This window comes from Micrococcus porci (assembly GCF_020097155.1).
Classification (GTDB): Bacteria; Actinomycetota; Actinomycetes; order Actinomycetales; family Micrococcaceae; genus Micrococcus; species Micrococcus porci.
Genome location: NZ_CP083691.1, coordinates 2,621,543 through 2,642,375, shown reverse-complemented (window position 1 = coordinate 2,642,375; position 20,833 = coordinate 2,621,543). Strand labels below are relative to the sequence as shown.

The window sequence follows — 20,833 nt, the reverse complement described above, 5'->3', positions numbered from 1 at the left end:
CGGCCGTCACCGGGCCCTTCCCGGGCCGGGGCAGGGTGGTCGGGCATCGCCGTCCCCTCGCACCCAGGAGCCCGATCATGCGCCTTCGCCACCTCTCCGCGGCCATGGCCGCCGCCGCCCTCGCCGCCTCCGGCGCGGCCGTCGCCCACGCCGCCCCGTCCGCCCACGTCTCCGCCTCCCCCGGGGCGCGCGCGACCGCCGTCGCCGACGCCCACGACGTCCGCGTGGCCACCTACAACGCCTCCCTCAACCGGGGCACGGAGGGCGAGCTCGTCCGCGACCTCACCACCCCGGACGACCAGCAGGCGAAGAACATCGCCGAGGTCATCCAGACCGCCCGCCCCGAGATCCTGCTCGTCAACGAGTTCGACCACGACGCCGCCGGCGAGGGCGCCCGCCTGTTCCAGGAGAACTACCTCTCCGTGGGCCAGAACGGCCACGCGCCGATCGAGTACAGGTACCGCTACACCGCGCCCGTGAACACCGGCGTGCCCTCCGGCCTGGACCTGGACCAGAACGGCACGGTGGGCGGCCCCAACGACGCGTGGGGATTCGGCCTCTTCCCGGGCCAGTACGGCATGGTCATCTACTCGCAGCACCCCATCCTCGAGGACCGGATCCGCACCTTCCAGGACTTCCGGTGGGCGGACATGCCGGGCAACGTCATGCCCGAGGGCTACTACACCGCGAAGCAGGAGCGGCAGCTGCGCCTGTCCTCCAAGTCCCACTGGGACGTGCCCGTGCGGATCGGCGGCACGAGCGTCCACATCCTCGCCGCGCACCCCACCCCGCCCTCCTTCGACGGCCCGGAGAAGCGCAACCAGCGCCGCAACCACGACGAGATCCGCCTGTGGGCGGACTACATCACGGGCGGCAAGACCGCCGAGTACCTCTACGACGACGCCGGCGTGCACGGCGGCCTGCCGCGCGGCGAGCGCTTCGTGATCCTGGGCGACTACAACGCCGACCCGCTCGACGGCGACTCGTGGGACGGCGCGATCGACCAGCTGCTGCAGAACAGGCGCGTGCGTGATCCGCAGCCGCGCTCGGCCGGAGCTGCCGAGGCCTCCGTCCTCCAGGGCGGTGCGAACCGCACCCACCGCGGCGACCCCTCGCTGGACACGGCCGACTTCAACGACGTCCCCGCCCCGGGCAACCTCCGTGTGGACATGGCGCTGCCCTCCCGCAACCTCCCGCTGCGCGGCGCGGGCGTGTTCTGGCCGAAGCAGGGGGAGCCCGGCTCCGAGCTCACCGGCACCTACCCCTTCCCGACCTCGGACCACCGCCTCACCTGGGTGGACGTGAAGGTGCCCGGCGGCCGCTGAGGGACGAGACGGGAGGTCACCGCGGCTCGTCCGGTCGCCGCCGCGCGCGATACCCCGCCGGGGTCTCGCCGGTCACCCGGCGGAAGTCCCGCGTGAAGTGCGCCTGGTCGAACCAGCCGTGCGCCGCGGCCAGCTCGGCCAGCGATCCCGGGAAGCCGCGGTCCAGCGAACCGACCGCGCGGATCACCCGGGCCCGCCGGAGGGCCCACTTGGGCCCCACCCCGGCGAACCGGTGGAACAGTCGCTGCACGGTCCGGGGGTCGCAGCCGGCGCGGGCGGCGACGTCCTCGACGCGCACGACGTCGGGGTCGTCGACGGCCGCGTAGGCCGCACGGAACCGCTCGTACGCGGGATCGGATCGGGGGCCGAGCCCGGCGAGGAAGGCGTCGAGTGCCGCCGCGGCGGCGACCGCGGACTCGGCGACGTCCCCCAGGGCGGACGCCCCCGGGAACCACGCCGCGCCGGGCTCGGAGCGGTCCACCACCGTCGCAGGGTCGCCCGAGGAGAAGGCGCGGGTCCCGCCCACCGCGAAGGCGACGCCCACGGTGGAGCCGCTCCCCACGAGGGTCACGTCGAAGCGTCGGGCGGTCTGCGGGCCGGTCACCCACACGCCCGGCCCGGGCACCGCCGTCCGGTGGACTCCGCCGCGCTCCACGGTGAGGTGCACCCCGGGGTCGTCCAGGGTGGCGGTCCGGAAGGCCTCGCCGTCGTCGAGGTCGAAGCAGACCGACCAGTACCGCTCGACCCACGGGGCCAGCTCGGGGGCCGGCGCGGCGCTCGCATACCGGGCGCGCGTGTGGAACTCGTCGGGCCGCAGCACGCGGCCGAACATGTGCTCCGGTGTCGCGTTTCTCCAAGCCGGGGTGACCGCCATGCGGGCATCCTCACACCATGGACACGCAGAACGCACCCGTCGCACGCCTCGCCATGATCACCCTCGACGCACCGGACGCCGCGGCGCTCGGCACCTTCTACCAGGCCGTCCTCGGCTGGCCCGTGGCCTATGAGGGCGACGGCGTCGTCATGCTCGCCGGCCCCGGCGGAGTGAACCTCGGCATCGGAACGGTCGAGGACTACACCGCTCCTCGGTGGCCGGACACCGGCCGCAAGCAGTACCACCTCGATCTGGCGGCCGAGGACGTCGCCGCCGCCGCGGCGCGCTGCGTGGCCCTCGGGGCGACCCGCCCCGACCACCAGCCCGGCGAGACCTGGACCGTGCTGCTGGATCCGGCCGGCCACCCCTTCTGCGTCACGGACGCCGCGAACTGGGGCTGACCCCGCAGGGCCGCTGAGCCGGACCCGCGGAGACGAGCCCCGCGCAGTGAAGGGTCACCCGTGGGTGGACCGCCGACTGTGCGGGGCTCGTCCCCGGCGGCGCTCAGACCAGTTCGTTGCGCTGGCGACCCAGCCCGGTGATCTCCACCTCAACGACGTCGTCGGCACGCAGCCACGGGCGTCGCCCGTCCCCGTCCCTGCGGGCGACGGCGACGCCGGCGGGGGTTCCGGTCATGATGAGGTCGCCCGGGTTCAGGGTGACGAGCTGCGAGACGTAGGAGACGAGCTCGGCGGGGGAGAAGACGACGTCCTTCACCTTGCCGTCCTGGCGGACCTCGCCGTTGACGCGGGTGACGATCCGCGCGTCCTTCGGGAACTCGTCCGCGGTGACGAGCCACGGGCCGACCGGGGTGGAGGCCTCCCACACCTTGCCCTGCAGCCACTCGGGGGTGCGGCCCTGGAAGCCGCGCATGGAGACGTCGTTGGCCACGGCGTACCCGGCGATGTGGTCCTTCGCGTCCTCGACCGCGATCCGGCGGCCGGGCTCCCCGATGACGACGCACAGCTCGCCCTCGTAGTCCACGCGGTGGTCCTCCTCGGGCACCTCGATGGGGTCGAGGGCGCCGGTGAGGGACTGGGCGAACTTCGCGAACAGGGTCGGGTGCTCCGGCTTCTCCTGGCCGGTCTCCCTGATGTGGTCCGCGTAGTTCAGGCCCACGCAGAACACCTTCGTGGGGAAGGGGACGAGGGTGTCGTAGACCAGCGTGGACACGTCCAGCAGGAGGCCGTGGTCCTCCTTGGCGGCCTCGAGGGCCTCCCGGACCATGTCCTTCTGCTCCTGCGGCTCGGCGGTGAGGAACTCGCCCACGTCCCGGCACTCCGGCAGGGCGACGGCGCGCACCGCCACCTGCGGGTCCTGCGGGTGGAAGGACGTGAGGACGGCGGCGAAGGTGGCGCCCGGGTAGGAGGCGTCCGAGTCGGGCTGGCGGAACGTGGCGAGCTTCATGGCCCCATCCCATCACAGCGGCCCCGCCGCCGGGCGGGCCCGCCCGCCCCGTGGGCGCCCCCGTGTGGAACGCTGGGACCATGACCGCGCAGGACACCGCCCCGCAGACCCCCGCCGCCTCGCCCCTGATCCTCGGCACGATGGGCTGGGGCGACGTCGAGCGCGCCCGCGGCGCCCTGCGCGCCGGGCTGGAGGCCGGCATCGGGCTGCTGGACACCGCCGACATCTACGGGGCCGGGGCGTCCGAGGAGACCGTGGGTGCGCTGCTGGCCGAGCTCGACCCCGCCGAGCGGACCCGGCTGCGCGTGCAGACCAAGTCCGGGATCGTCCTCCACGAGCCCGGCCCGGACGGCACCCCGGCCGTCCGCTACGACAACTCCCCGGCCTACCTCCACGAGCGCCTGGCCCTCTCCCTGGAGCGGCTCGGCCTCGACCGCGTGGACACGCTGGTGGTCCACCGCCCGGACGTGCTGACCCCCGTGTCGGACACCGTCCGCGCCTTCCTCGACGCCCGCGAGGCCGGCCGCGTGGACGCCCTCGGCGTCTCCAACATGGGCACCCGACGCGTCCTCGAGTACCAGCACGCGCTGCGGGAGGTCTCCGCCGACGGCACCGGGCTGGCCTGCGTGCAGGTGGAGCTCGGCCTGCACCACCGGATGCTCGTGGAGTCCGTGGTCCTGGCCAACCACCCCGCGGCCGCGCCCGACGGCGGCGCCGGGGACCTCGGCGAGGTGTGCGCGGGGGAGGGGATCGAGATCCAGGCGTGGGGCCCGCTCGGCCAGGGCCGGTTCACACGCGGCTCCGACGGCACCGTGCCCGCTGACCCCGCCGAGCAGGCCGCGCTCGCGGCCGCCGGAGGGGCGCCCGCCGTCGTCGCCCGGGTGGCCCGCGAGCTCGAGGTGAGCCGGGAGGCCGTGGTGCTGGCCTGGCTGCTGCGCCTGCCGTGGGGCGTGCGCCCCGTGGTCGGCACGCAGGACCCGGCCCGGATCGCCTCCTGCGCCCAGGCCGCCGACGCCGCCGCCCGCATGGACGGCGCCCAGTGGCACCGCTTGTGGACCGCCGCCCGGGGTGAGACCCTGCCCTGAACCGCCTGTGCACCCACGGGCCGCGCTGAAGGGACGCCCATGACGTTCGCCCCCGTGGATCTGCAGACCCCCTGGCTCCTCTACTGGGCGGCCGCCGTCGCCGCCGTGGTGGGCGTGTCCCTCGCGCTGGCAGGGCGGTGGCGCGAGCGCGACCACCGTCGCCGCCAGGCCGCCGCCGGCTCCCATGTGGTCATGCGCGTCCTGGAGAACACGCGGCTACAGCGCCGGGTGGGGTACGGGGCGCTCGTGCTCGCCCTGGCGCTCGCCGTCTGGGGGGCCGTGGCGCACGTCCAGGGCATCGACGCCCTGCGCGGCAACGTCCGGCAGAAGTACGGGGCGGAGGTGGAGGACGTCCGCCAGTCCGGCTCCGGCGTGACCGTGGACCTGGTCCATCCGGACGGCACCCGCGAGGAGGACCAGTACATGGCCGTGGAGCAGGACGGGGAGCCCGTCTACGGGGCGGAGCTCGTCGAGTCACCTCCCATCGGGGGCTGACCAGGGCGCGGACCGGCCCTGCTGTCGCGTCGGGCACCGCTGTTAGTGTCGCCGCGTGAGCCACACCGACGCCGTCTCCGCGCCCGCCTCGACCTACCGCCTCCAGGTGGGACCGGACCTGCCCCTGGACTCCGTGGCCGGGCTGGTGCCCTATCTGCGCCGCCTCGGCGTGGACTGGCTCTACCTCTCCCCGATCCTCGCCGCCGACCCCGGATCGGACCACGGGTACGACGTCGTGGACCCCGCCCGCGTGGACCCCGCCCGCGGCGGACCCGAGGCCCTGGCCGCGCTCGCGGCCGCCGCGCACGAGGCCGGCATGCGGCTGCTCGTGGACGTGGTCCCCAACCACCTGGGCGTCGCCACGCCGCTGGCCAACCCGGCCTGGGCCGACCTGCTGGCCCACGGCCCGGAGGCCGCCCACGCCGCGTGGTTCGACGTGGACTGGGAGGCCGGGGACGGCCGCGTCCTGCTGCCCGTGCTCGGCGACGGCCCGGAGGGGGACCCGCGCGGCGCCGAGGCCGGGCTGGACCAGCTGATCGTGGACCCGTCCGCCGGGGAGCACGGCGTGCTGCGGCACTGGGACACCGCGTACCCGCTGGCCCCCGGGTCCCTGGCCGCCGCCGAGGAGGAGACCGGCCTGCGCGCCGCCGAGGTGTTCGCCGGCGCCGACCCCGCCGCCCCCACGGACGACGCCGCCCGCCTGGGCCGCGCCGTCCACGACCGGCAGCACTACCGCCTGGTCCACTGGCGCCGCGGGGACGCCGAGCTGAACTACCGCCGCTTCTTCACGGTCACCACGCTGGCCGGCCTGCGCGTCGAGGACCCGGAGGTGTTCGACGCCACGCACGTCGAGATCGGCCGCTGGGTCTCCGAGGGGCTCGTGCACGGCCTGCGCATCGACCATCCGGACGGCCTGACGGACCCGGGCGCCTACCTGCGCGCCCTGCGCGAGCGCGTCCTGCCCGAGGGCTACCTCGTGGTGGAGAAGATCCTCGAGCCCGGCGAGGACCTGCCCGCCGCCTGGCCCGTGGACGGCACCACCGGCTATGACGCCCTCGGCGAGCTCGAGCGCGTGTTCATGCCCGCCGACCCGGACGGCCCCGCCGCGGACGACGCCGCCCGTGCCGCCTGGGAGGCGCTCATCGCCGAGGCCAAGCGGGACGTGGCCACCGGCTCCCTCGCCGCGGAGACCGCCCGCCTGGTGCGGGAGGCGCGCGCCGCCGTCGTCCTCGGGGCGCACTCGGACGAGGCGCTGACGGAGGCCTTCGCCGACGTCCTGGCCTCCCTGGACGTGTACCGCACCTACCTGCCCGTGGGCGCCGAGCGGCTGGCCGCGGCCGTGGCGCGGGCCCGCGCCGCGCACCCCGAGCCCGCGGACGTGCTCGACGACGTCGCCCGGGTCCTCGCCGACCCGGACTCGCCCGTGGCCCGGCGCTTCCAGCAGACCTCCGGCATGGTCATGGCCAAGGGCGTGGAGGACCGCTCCTTCTACCGCTGGACCCGCTGGGCGAACCTGAACGAGGTCGGCGGGGACCCGGCACACCTGGACCTGCCGCTCGCCGGGTTCCACGCCCTGCAGCGGGCCCGCCAGGCGTCCTGGCCGACGACCATGACCGCCCTCACCACCCACGACACCAAGCGCAGCGAGGACGTGCGCGCGCGGATCACCGCGCTCGCCGAGGAGCCGGCCTCCTGGGAGGACGCCCTCGCCCGATTGCGCACGGCGCACCCGCTGGACGCCCCGGGGCTGGAGGAGCTGGTCTGGGAGTCGATCGTGGGCGTCTGGCCCACGGACGGCACCGCGCCGGAGGCCGACCGCCTCGAGGAGTTCCTGCTCAAGTCCGCCCGTGAGGGCCAGGAGCACACCTCCTGGACCGCCCAGGACGACGCCTACGAGGGCCGGCTGCGGGCGTTGGCGGCGGACGTCGTCGCCCCGGACAGCGCCGCCCGGGCCGTGGTCCAGGAGATCGCGGACCGGATCGCCGAGCCCGGGCTGACCGTGCAGCTGGGCCGCAAGCTCGTGCAGCTCGCCGCGCCCGGCGTGCCGGACGTGTACCAGGGCACCGAGATCCCGTTCCCCACCCTCGTGGACCCGGACAACAGGCGGGCCGTGGACTTCGAGGCCCGAGCAGACCTCCTCGACCGCCTCGACGCCGGCCACGCCCCCACCCTGGACGAGCCCGAGGCCGCCAAGCTCCTGGTGGTCAGCCGCGCCCTGCGCGCCCGTCGGGACCGGCCCGAGCTGTTCCACGGGTACCGTCCCCTGGACGTGGACGGGCCCGCCGCGGCGCACCTGATCGCGTTCAGCCGCGGCGGCGCCCTCGCCCTGGCCACCCGCCTGCCCCTCACGCTCGCCGCCGCCGGCGGCTGGCGCGAGACCGTGGTGAGCCTGCCCCCCGGCCGCTGGCGGTGCGCCGTCACGGGCCGGGCCGTGACCCCCGACGCCCGGGGCGCCGTCCGCGTGGACGACGTCCTCAGCCAGCTGCCGGTGGCCCTGCTGCTGCCGGAGGAGGAGACCGCATGAGCACCCCCGCAGGCCGCCCGGCCGCCGACCTCCCCGTGGATCCGCTGGACTCCCCGCTCCCCGTGGATCCGCTGGACTCCCCGCTCCCCGTGGATCCACTGGATCCGGCCGGAGCGGAGCGCGCCGCCGTCGCCGCGGCGCGGGCCACCCCCTACGCCGTGTGGGCCCCCCACGCTGAGGCCGTGGAGCTGGTCCTCGTGGACGCCGCCGCCGGCGACCTCCACGACACCGCCGACCGGTGGCCCGTGACCTCCGCGCATGCCCTGGAACGCGGCCCCGGCGGCTGGTGGCTGCCCGGCGCGGACGCCCGCGCCGCGGCCGCGGCCCTCCAGGACGGCAACCCCGGCTACGGCTTCCGGGTGGACGGTGCCGACCCCGTGCCGGACCCGCGCTCGCGGCGCCAGCCCGACACCGTGCACGGGCCCTCCCGCCGCGACCTCGAGGCCGCCGACTTCCCCTGGACGGACGCGGACTGGACCGGCCCGGCCGGCGTCGAGAAGGACCCGGCCGCCCCGCAGGGCGGCGGCCTGCGCGGCGCCGTGCTCTACGAGCTGCACGTGGGCACGTTCACCCCGGACGGCACCCTGGACTCCGCGATCGAACGGCTCCCGCACCTCGTGGACCTCGGCGTCACCCACGTGGAGCTGCTGCCCGTGAACTCGTGGTCCGGGGACCGCAACTGGGGCTACGACGGCGTGGCCTGGAACGCCGTGGACGAGTCCTACGGCGGTCCCGAGGCCTACCGGCGGTTCGTGGACGCCGCCCACGCCGCGGGGCTGGGCGTCGTCCAGGACGTGGTCCACAACCACGCCGGCCCCTCCGGGAACTACCTGAACGTGTTGGGCCCCTACCTCACGGACCACGGCACCGGCTGGGGCGACGGCCCCAACCTGGACGGCCCCGACTCGGACGAGGTCCGGGCGCTCATCCTGGACAACGTCCGCCTCTGGCTCGAGGAGATGCACGTCGACGGGCTCCGCCTCGACGCCGTGCACGCCCTCGTGGACACCCGCGCCGTGCACCTCCTCGAGGAGATGGCCGTCCTCGCCGACGGGATCGCCGCCCGCGCCGGACGCCCCGTGCCCCTGATGGTCGAGTGGGACCGCAACGACCCGCGCGTCGTGCTGTCCCGCTCCGCCGGCGGCCTCGGCCTGGCCGGCGCCTGGGACGACGACGTCCACCACGCCCTGCACGTGGCCGCCACGGGCGAGACCCACGGCTACTACGCCGACTTCGCCCCGCTCGAGGCCGTCGCCAAGGTGATGGAGCGCGTCTACTTCCACGACGGCACGCGCTCCACCTTCCGCGGCCACGACCACGGTCGCCCCGTGCCGGCCTCCGTGCCGTCCCACGCGTTCGTGGTCAGCATCCAGAACCACGACCAGGTGGGGAACCGGGCCGCCGGCGACCGCACCGCCGCGGCCCTCACCGAGGGGGCGCTCGCGGCCGAGGCCGCCCTGCTGCTCGCGGGGCCGTTCACGCCGATGCTGTTCATGGGGGAGGAGTTCGCCGCCACCACCCCGTGGCCGTTCTTCACCGCGCACCGCGAGCCCGAGCTCGCCCAGGCCGTCCGCGAGGGCCGGCGCCGCGAGTTCGGCGCCCACGGCTGGGCCGCGCACGAGGTCCCCGACCCGCAGGACCCGGCCACCCGGGACGGTGCCGTGCTGGACTGGTCCGCCCTCGAGCCCGCGCCCCGCGGGCACTCCGGCGCCCCCTCGGAGGCGGAGGCGGCCGCCGGCGCCGCCCCCGGCGGTCCCGGCCGCGGGGCGCGGATCCTGGAGGCGTACCGCGGGCTGCTCGCCGCGCGACGTGCGCTGCCCGCCCTGACGGACCCGGACCGTTCCCGCACCCGCGTGACCGTGGAGCCCGGCGCCCGCCACGTGCGCATGGACCGCCTCGCCGCGGACGGCTCCGGGGACGCGGTCCTGCTAACCGCCCTGGGGGACGAGCCCATGTCCGTCCCGGACGACCTCAAGGACGCCGTGCTGGTGGCCGGCCACGGCGACGCCGGCCCGCTCGGCTCCTCGGGGCGTCCGTGGGAGGTCCCCGGGTCCGTGCCCGCGCCCGGCTTCCTGCTGCTGCACCGGGCCCCCGCCGCCCAGGGCTGACGCCGTCGGCCCCGGGGGCGTCCGACGGCTCGGTCAGCCCTCCGGGTCCGCCTCCGGGGCGGGGACGGCCCGCAGCATCGTGGTGGTGGGGTGCAGGGCGAGGGCGTCCTCGTCTCGCCGCGCGCGCAGGACGGTCTCCACGTAGGAGTCCACGGCCTCGTCCAGGGGCACGGCCTGTCCGCGCGCCTCGGACAGGTACCAGCGGTGCTCCAGCAGCTGGTGCATGACCTCGGCCGGCTCGAGCTTGGCGCGGAGCTCCAGGGGCACGGAGCGCACCACGGGGTCGAACACCTCGATCACCCAGCGGTGCGCGGCGTGGTCCATGTCCATGAAGGGGTCCCACGAGCGGCGGGCCGCCTCGATGTCCACGAGCAGCCGCCGCGCCTGGTTCTCCTGCACGTGCAGCCCGGTGAGCCGCTCGAGGCGGCGCCGGTGGTAGCCGGAGTTCACGTCGGTGGGCTGGGCCACCATCATCCCGGGGGCGTCCGCGGCGCGCAGCGAGTACTCCTCCACCTCGAAGCCCAGCTCGGTCAGGCGTCGGAACCGGCGGTCCATGCGCCACGGCTCCCCCCGGGGGAACACGGTGGGCTCGGTGAGCTGCTGCCAGAGCTGCCGGTAGGACTCCACGAAGAGGTCCGGGGTGGCGATCGCGTCGACGTCGGGGTCCGCGAGCCCGCTGGCGTGCAGGTCCAGCAGCTCCCCGCCGATGTTCACCCGTGCCACGTCGAGGTCGTGCTCGCGCTGACCGGTGGAGAGCCGCTCGCGCAGCTCGCCGGTCTCGGCGTCCACGAGGTGCGCGGCGAACCCGCCGGCGTCACGCCGGAACAGCACGTTGGACAGGGAGACGTCCCCCCAGAAGAACCCCTCCAGGTGCAGCTCCACGAGCAGCAGCGCCAGGGCGTCCATGAGGCGGACCAGGGTGCGCCGCTCCATGCGTTCGGAGAACACGGCGCGGTAGGGCAGGGAGAAGCGCAGGTGCCGGGTCACGAGGGCCGCGGGCAGCGCGGTGCCGTCCTCGCGGGTGCGCCCGGTGACCACGGCCACCGGCACCACCGACGGGCTGGGGCGGTCCTCGAGCTCCCGCAGCAGCCGGTACTCCCGGAACGCGAGCTCCTCGGTGGTCTCCTTGACCGCGACGACGCCCGCGCCCATCCGCGCGAACCGCACCACGTGTCGGGAGATGCCGCGGGGCAGCGCGGCGAGCACCTCCGCCGGCCAGTCCTCCAGCGGCCGCTCCCAGGGCAGAGCCAGCAGGGACGTGGCCGGATCCTCCGAGGCGTCCCCCGAAGGCGCGGCGGTGACGGTGAGACGGTCGGCGGGGTCGGTCCGGGGCTGCTCGTGCTCGTCCATCCGCCGATCATCGCAGACGCCCCGGCGGCCCTCCCAGGTGCGGCGGGTAGGCTCGCCCCGACCCATCCGGCCCCGACCCATCCAGGAGGACCAGTGGCCAGCAGGAACCCGGCGCCGTCCGAGGTGGACGCCCGCGCCCGCGCCCGTCAGATGCAGGTGGACCAGCAGAAGAAGGCCCGCCGCCGCCGCACCGCCACGATCTGGGGCGCCGTGCTCGCCGCGGTCCTCGTGATCGGCCTGATCGTGGGATTCGTGGTCAAGGGCAACCAGGGCACCGAGATCTCCGCCACCGGGCCGGTGCCCGGCGTCGTGAACGAGGAGGGTGGCGTCGAGATGACCTCCGCCACCGCGCTCGCGGACTCCGGGAAGAGCGAGCGTCAGGTGGACTCCTCCTCCGTGGCCGTGCCCGAGACCGCCACGGCCCCGGAGGAGCTGACGACGATCCCCGCCGCCGGGGAGCCCGCGGACGGCGAGCCGGCCCAGATCGTGGTCTACGCCGACTTCAACTGCGTCCACTGCGCCGAGTTCGAGTCGCAGAACTCCGAGCAGCTGCAGTCCTGGCTGAGGGACGGCAAGGCCACCGTCGAGTACCGCATGGTGAACTTCCTCAGCGCCCCGAACAACAAGAACTACTCGGCCCGGTCGGCCAACGCCGCCTACTGCGTGGCCGCCGCCAAGCCCGAGGCGTACAACGAGTTCACGACCGGCCTGTTCATGGCCTGGGAGGGCCACGGCGGCAAGGGCCTGTCCGACGACGAGCTGATCCAGCGCGCCGACGCCCTCGGTGTGGACATCGAGGGCTGCCTCAAGGACAACACGTACCGCCCCGCCGTGGAGTGGGCCACGAACAAGGCCAAGGCCGCCAGCGTGGCCGGCACGCCCACCGTGTTCGTCAACGGGAAGAACTGGTCCACCGACGGCGGCGACAAGTCCTTCGTGGACTGGGCGAAGCCGATGGTCGAGGGCTGACGCCCTCCGCCCGGGCCGCGCGCTCGGAGCCCGCGGGGCGGGGTCGCACCGGCACCGGTGCGGCCCCGCCCCCGTCGTTCCTGCTCTAGGCTGGGACCGCCCGCGGCCCAGCCCGGGCACGCCCCCTTAGCTCAGCTGGCCAGAGCATCTGCCTTGTAAACAGAGGGTCACCGGTTCGAATCCGGTAGGGGGCTCCACCTGGACGTGACCAAGGTCACGAATCCGCCCGCCCCCGCATGACGCCCGCGTCGTCGTCGCCCGCCCCCGTGAAGGCCGGTTCACCGGGTCCCGTCCGGCCCCCGATCCCGCGGATCCCCGCCCTACTGTGTGATGCGTTCCACGTCCCACAGGAGGTCCACCCATGTCCGTCACCGCCCGACTGCGCGCCGCCCGCGACCTCCTCGTGGAGCACCAGCAGGACTACGCCGGCGCCCGGGCCGCGTTCGAGTGGCCCCGGTTCGAGACCGTGAACTTCGGCAGCGACTGGTTCGACGCCGTCGCCGCCACCCCCGAGCGGGCCGACCAGGACGCCCTGGTGATCGTCGAGGAGGACGGCACCGTCCTGCGCCGCAGCTACGCGCGGATGTCCGCGGACACGGACCGCGTGGCCGGCTGGCTCCAGCACCTCGGCGTGGGCCGAGGAGACACGGTGATCGTGATGCTCGACAACCAGGTCGAGCTCTGGGAGGCCATGCTCGCCTGCATGAAGATCGGCGCCGTGGTCATCCCCACCACCACGCAGCTGGTCGCCGCCGACCTGCAGGACCGCGTGGACCGCGCCGGCGCGCGATGGGCGATCGCCAACGCGGGCAACCTCGTCAAGTTCGCCGACGTCGTCGGGGACTGCACCCTGATCCACGTGCCCGGGGTCTACGCCTCCGAGGCCGAGCACGCCCTCCCGGAGGTCCCCGGCCACCCCGTCCACTCCTACGGCGACGCCGCCTCGTTCGCCGGCACGTGGTCCCTCGAGACGCCGACCTCCGCCGACGACCCGCTGCTGCTCTACTTCACCTCCGGCACCACGTCCCTGCCCAAGCTCGTGGAGCACACGCAGGCCTCCTACACCGTGGGGCACCTCTCGACGATGTACTGGGTGGGCCTGCGGCCCGGCGACGTCCACCTGAACGTGGCCTCCCCGGGCTGGGGCAAGCACGCCTGGTCCTCGTTCTTCGCCCCGTGGCTGGCCGAGGCCACGATCTTCGTGCTCAACTTCCGTCGGTTCGACGCGGCCACCCTCATGCGCGCGATGGACGAGGGCGGGGTGACGAGCTTCTGCGCCCCGCCCACCGTGTGGCGCATGCTCATCAAGGCGGACCTGACCCAGCTGCAGGCCCCGCCGCGCAACGCGATCTCCGCCGGAGAGCCGCTCAACGCCGCCGTGATCGACCAGGTGCAGCGGGGCTGGGGCGTGACCGTCCGCGACGGCTTCGGCCAGACCGAGTCCACCCTGCAGATCGCCAACACCCCCGGCCAGCGCGTGGTGATCGGCGCGATGGGCCGCCCACTGCCCGGCTTCGACATCGAGCTGCGCGACCCGCAGACCGGCGACCGCGTGGACGGCGAGGGGGAGGGAGAGATCTGCGTGGGGCTGGACCCCCGCCCCGTGGGCCTGTTCCAGCGGTACCACGGGGACCCGGAGAAGACCGCCGAGGCCTTCCGCGACGGCGTCTACCACACGGGGGACATCGCCCGCCGCGACGAGCACGGCATCTACACGTACGTGGGCCGCGCCGACGACCTGTTCAAGTCCTCGGACTACAAGCTCTCCCCGTTCGAGCTGGAGTCGGTGCTGATGACCCACCCGGCCGTGCTGGAGGCCGCCGTGGTCCCGGCGCCCGACGAGCTGCGCCTGTCCGTGCCGAAGGCGTTCGTGACGCTGGCCGCCGGTCACGAGCCGGGGGAGGAGGCGGCCCGGGCCATCCTCCAGCACGTCACGGACCGCGTCCCGGCGTACAAGCGCATCCGCCGCATCGAGTTCCGGCCCCTGCCCAAGACCGTCTCCGGCAAGGTGCGCAGGGTGGAGCTGCGCGCCGAGGAGGAGCAGCGCCGGGCCGGCGTCGCGGGGCTGGGGGTCGAGCACCGCGAGGAGGACCTCGGCATCCGCCGTCAGCGGCGCGCCTGAGGCCGCAGCCTGTGCGGCGCCCCTGACGAGGGGTCGGGTCTGCCCGATGGTGCCGCCCCGGACGGCACCATCGGCCAGGTCCGCGTGGCACCATCGGCCAGCGAGGCCTGGACCATCGGCCACACTTGCCGGAACGCCCTGGTCGGAGGCGGATGCGCGATCCTAGTGTGGTCCGGGTCACCCGGCGCCGGAGTCCCCGGTCGTCGTCGCATCGGTGGCCCCGCCCCCTCCCGAGGAGTTCCCGTGACCGCTCTGACCTCCCCCTCCGCCCGGCGCCGCGTCGGCTCCCTGCTCGCCGCCGCCGTGCTCGCGGGCACCGCGCTCACCGCCGCCCCGACCCTCGCCGCGGCCGAGCGCCCCGCCGAGCCGGCGCGCACCTCCCCGGCCGCCGCCGCGCCCCTGGCCGACCCGAACGCGGACGGCTACGACTCGTTCATCGTCACCTACCGGGAGACCGCCGCGAACAGCACCGCCCAGGGCCGCGCGAAGGCGTGGGGCAGGGCCGCCAGGGAGGCCGGCGTCAGCGTCAAGGAGCTGCGCGAGACCGCGCTGGGCTCCCGTGTGATCGCCACCGACGAGAAGCTCACGCAGGAGGAGTCCGCCGCGTTCATGGCCGACCTCCGGGCCTCCGGCGCCGTCGAGGCCGTGGAGCCCAACGTGATCATGACCCGGGCGGCGCTCTCGCCGGCGGACCCGTACTACGCCGACCAGTGGGGCTTCACCGGCGTCAACGGCATGCGCGTGCCGGGGGCGTGGGACGTGAGCACGGGCACCGGGGCCATCGTCGGCGTGATCGACACCGGCCAGACGGACCACGCGGACCTGAACGCCAACACCGTCCCCGGCTACGACTTCATCTCCGACGCCACCACCGCCCGGGACGGCGGCGGCCGCGACGCCGACCCGCGGGACGAGGGCGACTGGTACCTGGCGGGCGAGTGCGGCCAGTCCCGCGCCTCGAACTCGTCCTGGCACGGCTCGCACGTGGCCGGCACCGTCGCCGCCGTGGCGAACACCCAGGGCGTCGTCGGCGTCGCCCCGGGCGCGAAGGTCCAGCACGCGCGGGTGCTCGGCAAGTGCGGCGGCACCCTGGCGGACATCGCGGACGCCATCGTCTGGTCCTCCGGCGGCTCCGTCCCCGGCGTGCCGGCCAACCCGACCCCGGTGGATGTGATCAACATGTCCCTCGGCGGCCAGGGCACCTGCGGCACCACCTATCAGAACGCCATCAACGCGGCCGTGGGCCGCGGCGTGCCCGTGGTGGTCGCGGCCGGCAACGAGAACCAGTCCGCCGCCAACGCCCGCCCGGCCAACTGCCAGAACACCATCACGGTGGCCGCCACCGACGTGAACGGCAACCGCGCCTCGTACTCGAACTACGGCTCGGCCGTGGACGTCGCGGCCCCCGGCTCCGGCATCATCTCCACGGTGAACGCGGGCACGACGACGCCCACCGCCGGCGCCTACGCCCAGTACAACGGCACCTCCATGGCCACCCCCCACGTGGCGGGCACCGTCGCGCTGATGCTGGCGGAGGACGCCACGCTGACCCCCGCCGAGGTGGAGTCCTCCCTCAAGACGAACTCCCGTCCGATCCCGGGCGTGTGCGCCGAGGGCTGCGGCGCCGGGCTCGTCGACGCGGCCAAGACCCTCGCATCCCTGCGCGGCGGCACCACGGACCCCCACCCCGTGACCCCCGTCCCCGGCGCGGAGAAGCTCGTCAACGGCGGCTTCGAGAGCGGCCTGACCGGCTGGACCGCCACCGGCCGGGTGGCCGCCTCCTCCACGGCGGGCCTGTCCGCCACCGGCTCCCTCCACGCCGCGCTGAACGGCAAGGGCGGCACCAGCACGGCCACGCTGACCCAGAAGGCCGTCCTGCCGGCCGGCGCCGCCGCCACCCTGAGCTACGCCGTGCGCGTGGACTCCGCCGAGACCACCACGGCCCGCCAGTGGGACAAGCTCACGGTCTCCGTGAGCGACGGCGCCACGACCACCACCCTGAGGACCCACTCCAACCTGGACAAGGGCAGGGGCTACCTCGCCCAGGCGGCCGACCTCTCCGCCTACGCGGGCAAGACGGTGACGATCTCCTTCAGTGGGACGGAGGACGGCAGCGGCGCGACGACCTTCCGGATCGACGACGTCTCGGTGAAGGCCGGCTGACCCCGTCCGGGCCGGGCGGCGGATTTGCCCAGCGCGGCGGCGCGGTGTAGAGTCCTTCGAGTCGTCCGGCCCGGCAATGGGTCGTTCCGCCCGGATCTTTAGCTCAGTTGGTTAGAGCGTTCGCTTCACACGCGAGAGGTCGCTGGTTCGAGTCCAGTAAGATCCACCGCCGCAGGAAGGGCCCCCCGTCTCGGGGGGCCCTTCCTGCATTCCGGGGGCGTGATTGGATGGGGGCGGAGCCGCGTCGCGGCCCGGCCCAGGGGACCGGCCCCCTCGGGCCGGACAGGAACCCCAGGAAGGACCCGGTGAGGAGCGTGGATCCGCTGGCCCCGCAGGACGGCTCCCCGGAGGACGGCGGCGTCCCGCAGGGCGCCCGCCGAGCCGGCACCCGCCCGGACGCCGCCGGCTCCGCCCCGGCGGAGCCCGCCGTGCACGTCGCCCTGCTGCCGGTGCTCCGGCCCGCCGACGCGCGGACGCCCGCCGGGGCCTCCGACGGGGACGCGCCGGCCGGGGACGGGGTGGACCTGGCCGCCGCCCCCGCGCGGGAGCCCGGGCCCGAGGACGTCCTCCCTCCCGTGCTGGCGCCGGTGGCCGCGCCCACCGTGCCCGTCGAGACGCTGCCGACACCCGAGCCCGCCCCGGCCCCGGAGGAGGAGCCGACCCCCGCCGCCGACGCGCCCCTGACCGCGCCCCCGCTCTCGGAGCCCGTGCCCACCTCGGTGCTCGCCCCCGCGGAGGGGGACGCGCCCACCGCACAGGAGGCCGCGGCCGCCGTCCCGGACGTCGTGGTCCCGGACCCCCTCAAGCAGCACGGCCCGGAGGAGCCCCGCGGCCGCCGGCGGCGGCGCCGCACCCGGGAGGATCACCGTGCCGTGTTCGAGGAGGTGCTGCCCACCCAGGCGATCGTCCTGGTGGACCGGCTGCAGGCCTCGCCGTACGGCAAGCGGATGCGCTCCACCCTGCGCCAGCGCAGGGACACCGAGGCCGCCGCGCTCGAGGCGCGCACCACCCTGGACTTCGCCCTCAAGCTCGGGGAGACGATGTTCGGGTTCGGCGCCACCTCCCTGGACGTGGAGACCTCGATCATCGTGGTCACCCAGGCGTACGGCATCCACGAGACCGAGGTGGACCTGACCAACCAGGCGATCTCCCTGAACTACGCCCCGGACTCGTCCCGCGGCGAGGTGCCGTACACCCTGCAGCGCGTGGTCCGCACCTACTCCACGAACTTCGAGGGCCTCGTGGCCGTGCACCGGCTGGTCGAGGAGATCTCCGACGGCACCCTGGAGCGCGCCGAGGCGCAGCGTCGGCTGGTGGAGATCCGCCGGCGTCCCAAGCCGTACCCGCCCGCTGTGGAGATCCTCCTGGCCGGGGTGTTCGTGGCCTGCTTCATCCCCTTCATCGGGGGCACGTGGCAGGGCTCCCTGCTGGGCATGGTCTCCACCTGGTTCGTGTTCTGGCTGCACACGCGCACCTCGGTGTTCCTGCCGGAGATCTACTCCGTGATGATCGGGGCGTTCCTGGCCACGCTGATCGCCCTCGGCGCCTATGCGCTGCACGTGCCGGTGAACCCGGCCATCGTGGTGGCCGGCGGGATCATGATGCTCCTGCCCACCTCACGGTTCGTCACCGCCGTGCAGGACGCGATCAACGGCTTCCCGGTGACTGCCGCGGGACGCTTCATCTCCGCGATGCTCGTCTTCATCGGGATCATGGCCGGGATCATGGTGGCCGTCGGGCTGACGGACATGCTGGGCATCGCCCGCCTGGACCTGGCCGCCACCCAGTCCACGGCCTACCCCACCACCCTGCTCCTGGCCCTGGTCGTGGCCGCCACGGCATGCGACGCCGTCGTGGAGCGCTCCGGCTGGCGGACCCTCCTGGCCTCCTGCGCGGTGACCGCGGCGGCGTTCGCGGCGCACACCGTGGTCGCCGGCCTGGGAGTGAGCGCGCAGCTGCTGCCCGCGGCCGCGGCCGCGATGGTGGGGTTCGCCGGACGCATCGTGGCCCTGCGGGTCGGGGCGCCGCCCATCGTCGTCGTGGTGCCCGCCATCCTCTTCCTGCTGCCGGGCTTCGCCGTCTTCCGCGGTCTCTACGAGTTCACCGTGGAGTCCGCCTCCACCATGGCGGGGCTTGCGGGCATCGTGAACGCCCTCGTGATCATCGTGGGCATCGGCGCCGGCGCCGTCTTCGGCGACACCCTGGCCCGGCCCGTCACCGAGCGATTGTCCCCGGCGCGGTCCACGCCGGGGCCGGAGGGCCACACCCGCTGAGCGGCGTCGGCCTCAGTCCGGCAGGCGCCAGTCCACGGGGGAGGCCCCGGCGGCCTCCAGCAGCGCGTTCACCCGGCTGAACGGGCGGGAGCCGAAGAACCCGCGGCTCGCGCTGAGTGGGGAGGGGTGCGCGGACTCGACGACGCCCGCGCCGCCCGCCGTGAGGAGGGGCGCGAGGCGCCGCGCGTCGTTGCCCCAGAGCAGGCCGACCAGGGGCGTGCCTCGGGCGACGAGTGCGCGGACGGCCGCCTCCGTGATCTGCTCCCAGCCGATGCCGCGGTGGCTGCCCGCCGCGCCCGCGCGCACGGTGAGCACCCGGTTCAGCAGCAGCACGCCCTGGTCCGTCCACGCGGAGAGGTCGCCGTGGGCGGCGGGCGGGACGCCGAGGTCGTCGTGGAGCTCGCGGTGGATGTTGGCGAGGGAGCGGGGCAGGGGCCGGACGTGGCGGTCGCATGCGAAGCACAGGCCGATGGGGTGGCCGGGCGTCGGGTAGGGGTCCTGGCCCACGATCAGCACCTTCACGTCCGCGAAGGGCTGGCGGAACGCGCGGAGGATGTGTTCGGGTGCGGGGAGCACGTGCTCGCCGGCCGCGCGGCGGGCGGTGAGCTCGGCGCCGACGCGGACGAGCGCCTCCTCCTGGTCTGCCAGTGCGGCGGCCCAGCCGGGATCGAGCGGGGAGATCAGGTCCATGGGCCCGAGCGTAGCCGTGCGGCCCCGGAGGGCCCCAGTAGAGTGGCCGCCATGCCCGACGCCGACCCCCGCCCCGCCGCCCCCGCTGACGGGCCCGAGCCCACCCCGCAGGACGAGCTGACGGAGCTCGAGGAGGCGGTGCTCGCCCTGGAGGCGCAGACGTGGCGGCACGGCGGCGCCAAGGACCACGCGATCCGAGAGCGCCTGCAGATCACTCCGACCGCCTACTATCAGGTGTTGAACGGGCTCCTGGAGCGCCGGGCTGCCCTGGCCCGGCAGCCGCTGCTGGTGTCCCGGCTGGCCCGCTCGCGCGGCACGCGCAGCCGCGCGCGGCGGAGGCCGGCTCCCGAGAACTCCGCCCCACCCGCTTCCCCGCAGGAGAGATGACCGATGGCCTACCCCGCCGATCGCTTCGACGACGTCCCCGAGTACACCGACCAGTCCGGCGCACACCGTGAGTCGTTCGCCGCGGCCCCGGCCGCCGCCGGTGCCGCCGGCGCCACCGCCGCCGGTACCGAGGCGGCTGCCGGCGGCGGCATCCTGAAGTGGCTCCTGGCGGCCGCCGCCGCCGTCCTGCTCGTCGGCCTGTTCCTGGGCCTGGTGCTCCCGCGCCTGAACGGCGGGGACGACAAGCCCGTCGCCGGCGCCGCGTCGTCGTCCTCCTCCTCCGAGCCCGCCGCCGACGCCTCCTCGTCCTCGTCGGACGCGCCGAGCTCCGACGCCTCGTCCTCCGCCGGCCCCGACTCCGCCGCCCCGGCGGCCCCGTCGTCCGACGCGGGCGCCGAGTCCGCCGCGGCCCCCTCCTCCGACGCGGCCGTCGAGTCCCGCGCCGCCGCCGAGTCCTCCCAGGCTGCCGCGGAGTCCTCCCAGGCCGCCGCGGACGCGCAGCGCTCCCGCGACGACGCCGCCCGCGCCGCCTCCGAGTCCGCGCAGGCCGCGGCCGACGCCTCCTCCGCCGACGCCGCCGCCCGTGAGCGTGCCGCGTCCGAGTCGGCGCAGGCCGCCGCGGACGCCTCCCGCGCCGCCGAGGCGTCCCGTTCGGCCGAGGCCTCCCGCTCTGCGGAGGCGTCCCGGTCGGCGGAGGCGTCCCGTTCTGCGGAGGCGTCCCGGTCGGCGGAGGCGTCCCGTTCGGCCGCGGCCTCCCGGTCCGCTGCGGCCCAGGAGTCCGCGGATCGGGCCGTGAAGTCCACCCCGGTGAACGTCTACAACGCCACCCGCAGGAACGGCCTGGCCGCCTCCTACGCCGACCGTCTCACGGGCGCGGGCTACACCCGCGTCACCGCGGACAACTGGCCGGGCTTCCGCGTCACCTCGAACACGGTGATGTACAACGGCGCGGACAAGCGGGCGGCCGCCGAGGCCGTCGGCCGTGAGCTGGGCATGCCGGTGCAGCAGGTGCCGAACCTGCAGGTGCCGGGCATCGCCGTCGTCGTCGTGCGCTGACCCAC

At 75.2% G+C, this 20,833-nt stretch carries 16 protein-coding genes and 2 tRNA genes; 14 read left to right on the top strand and 4 right to left on the bottom strand.

Annotation, left to right across the window (positions count from 1 at the left end; genetic code table 11):
* The first annotated feature begins 77 nt into the window (after positions 1-77).
* Complete coding sequence (locus KW076_RS12440) at positions 78-1,325, top strand: endonuclease/exonuclease/phosphatase family protein (protein WP_224355603.1); 1,248 nt, start codon at positions 78-80, stop codon at positions 1,323-1,325.
* A gap of 16 nt (positions 1,326-1,341) precedes the next feature.
* Here KW076_RS12440 and KW076_RS12435 read toward each other — a convergent pair whose 3' ends face one another.
* Complete coding sequence (locus KW076_RS12435; RefSeq protein WP_224355602.1) at positions 1,342-2,199, bottom strand: helix-turn-helix domain-containing protein; 858 nt, start codon at positions 2,197-2,199, stop codon at positions 1,342-1,344.
* Between the two features lie 17 nt (positions 2,200-2,216).
* On the opposite strand from KW076_RS12435, the gene KW076_RS12430 reads away from it, so the two are divergent.
* Positions 2,217-2,600 (top strand): VOC family protein, encoded by a 384-nt coding sequence (locus tag KW076_RS12430; RefSeq protein WP_224355601.1) that lies wholly within the window; start codon positions 2,217-2,219, stop codon positions 2,598-2,600.
* 103 nt (positions 2,601-2,703) lie between these two features.
* Here KW076_RS12430 and KW076_RS12425 read toward each other — a convergent pair whose 3' ends face one another.
* Positions 2,704-3,606 carry a fumarylacetoacetate hydrolase family protein gene (locus KW076_RS12425; protein ID WP_224355600.1) on the bottom strand — a complete coding sequence of 301 codons (903 nt, stop codon included), beginning with the start codon at positions 3,604-3,606 and terminating at the stop codon, positions 2,704-2,706.
* A gap of 80 nt (positions 3,607-3,686) precedes the next feature.
* Between KW076_RS12425 and KW076_RS12420 the strand changes: the two genes are divergently transcribed.
* The 4 genes from KW076_RS12420 to treZ are packed head-to-tail and all read left to right on the top strand — an operon-like array spanning position 3,687 to position 9,818.
* Positions 3,687-4,691 carry an aldo/keto reductase gene (locus KW076_RS12420; protein ID WP_224355599.1) on the top strand — a complete coding sequence of 335 codons (1,005 nt, stop codon included), beginning with the start codon at positions 3,687-3,689 and terminating at the stop codon, positions 4,689-4,691.
* A gap of 39 nt (positions 4,692-4,730) precedes the next feature.
* The gene (locus KW076_RS12415) at positions 4,731-5,186 is read left to right on the top strand and encodes a hypothetical protein (protein WP_224355598.1); all 456 of its coding nucleotides are present in this window, start codon (positions 4,731-4,733) and stop codon (positions 5,184-5,186) included.
* Between the two features lie 55 nt (positions 5,187-5,241).
* Positions 5,242-7,710 (top strand): malto-oligosyltrehalose synthase, encoded by a 2,469-nt coding sequence (gene treY / locus KW076_RS12410; protein ID WP_224355597.1) that lies wholly within the window; start codon positions 5,242-5,244, stop codon positions 7,708-7,710.
* Positions 7,707-9,818, top strand: a complete 2,112-nt coding sequence (gene treZ / locus KW076_RS12405; RefSeq protein ID WP_224355596.1) for a malto-oligosyltrehalose trehalohydrolase — start codon at positions 7,707-7,709, stop codon at positions 9,816-9,818. Before treY ends, treZ begins: the two co-directional genes overlap by 4 nt.
* A gap of 33 nt (positions 9,819-9,851) precedes the next feature.
* Here treZ and KW076_RS12400 read toward each other — a convergent pair whose 3' ends face one another.
* On the bottom strand, positions 9,852-11,168 hold the full coding sequence (locus KW076_RS12400; protein WP_224355595.1) for a DUF4032 domain-containing protein: 1,317 nt from the start codon (positions 11,166-11,168) through the stop codon (positions 9,852-9,854).
* Positions 11,169-11,261: 93 nt separating this feature from the next.
* On the opposite strand from KW076_RS12400, the gene KW076_RS12395 reads away from it, so the two are divergent.
* From KW076_RS12395 to KW076_RS12370, 6 genes are all read left to right on the top strand, one after another.
* Positions 11,262-12,137, top strand: coding sequence for a DsbA family protein (locus KW076_RS12395; RefSeq protein ID WP_224355594.1), 876 nt, complete (start codon positions 11,262-11,264; stop codon positions 12,135-12,137).
* A 120-nt stretch (positions 12,138-12,257) separates the two neighbouring features.
* Positions 12,258-12,334: transfer RNA gene (locus KW076_RS12390), tRNA-Thr, on the top strand.
* A gap of 164 nt (positions 12,335-12,498) precedes the next feature.
* Entirely contained in the window at positions 12,499-14,259 is a 1,761-nt protein-coding gene (locus KW076_RS12385; RefSeq protein WP_224355593.1) for an AMP-binding protein, read from the top strand.
* A gap of 243 nt (positions 14,260-14,502) precedes the next feature.
* Positions 14,503-16,422: a S8 family serine peptidase gene (locus KW076_RS12380; protein WP_224355592.1), complete on the top strand. Its 1,920-nt coding sequence runs from the start codon at positions 14,503-14,505 to the stop codon at positions 16,420-16,422.
* A 92-nt stretch (positions 16,423-16,514) separates the two neighbouring features.
* Positions 16,515-16,588, top strand: a tRNA-Val gene (locus KW076_RS12375).
* A gap of 148 nt (positions 16,589-16,736) precedes the next feature.
* Positions 16,737-18,695 carry a threonine/serine exporter family protein gene (locus KW076_RS12370; RefSeq protein WP_224355591.1) on the top strand — a complete coding sequence of 653 codons (1,959 nt, stop codon included), beginning with the start codon at positions 16,737-16,739 and terminating at the stop codon, positions 18,693-18,695.
* Between the two features lie 12 nt (positions 18,696-18,707).
* On the opposite strand, the gene KW076_RS12365 is transcribed toward KW076_RS12370, so the two are convergent.
* Positions 18,708-19,385 carry a uracil-DNA glycosylase gene (locus KW076_RS12365; RefSeq protein ID WP_224355590.1) on the bottom strand — a complete coding sequence of 226 codons (678 nt, stop codon included), beginning with the start codon at positions 19,383-19,385 and terminating at the stop codon, positions 18,708-18,710.
* 51 nt (positions 19,386-19,436) lie between these two features.
* On the opposite strand from KW076_RS12365, the gene KW076_RS12360 reads away from it, so the two are divergent.
* Both KW076_RS12360 and KW076_RS12605 read left to right on the top strand, forming a co-directional pair.
* Positions 19,437-19,772, top strand: a complete 336-nt coding sequence (locus KW076_RS12360) for a DUF3263 domain-containing protein (protein WP_224355589.1) — start codon at positions 19,437-19,439, stop codon at positions 19,770-19,772.
* A gap of 3 nt (positions 19,773-19,775) precedes the next feature.
* Entirely contained in the window at positions 19,776-20,828 is a 1,053-nt protein-coding gene (locus KW076_RS12605; RefSeq protein ID WP_286670223.1) for a LytR C-terminal domain-containing protein, read from the top strand.
* The last annotated feature ends 5 nt before the right edge of the window (positions 20,829-20,833 follow it).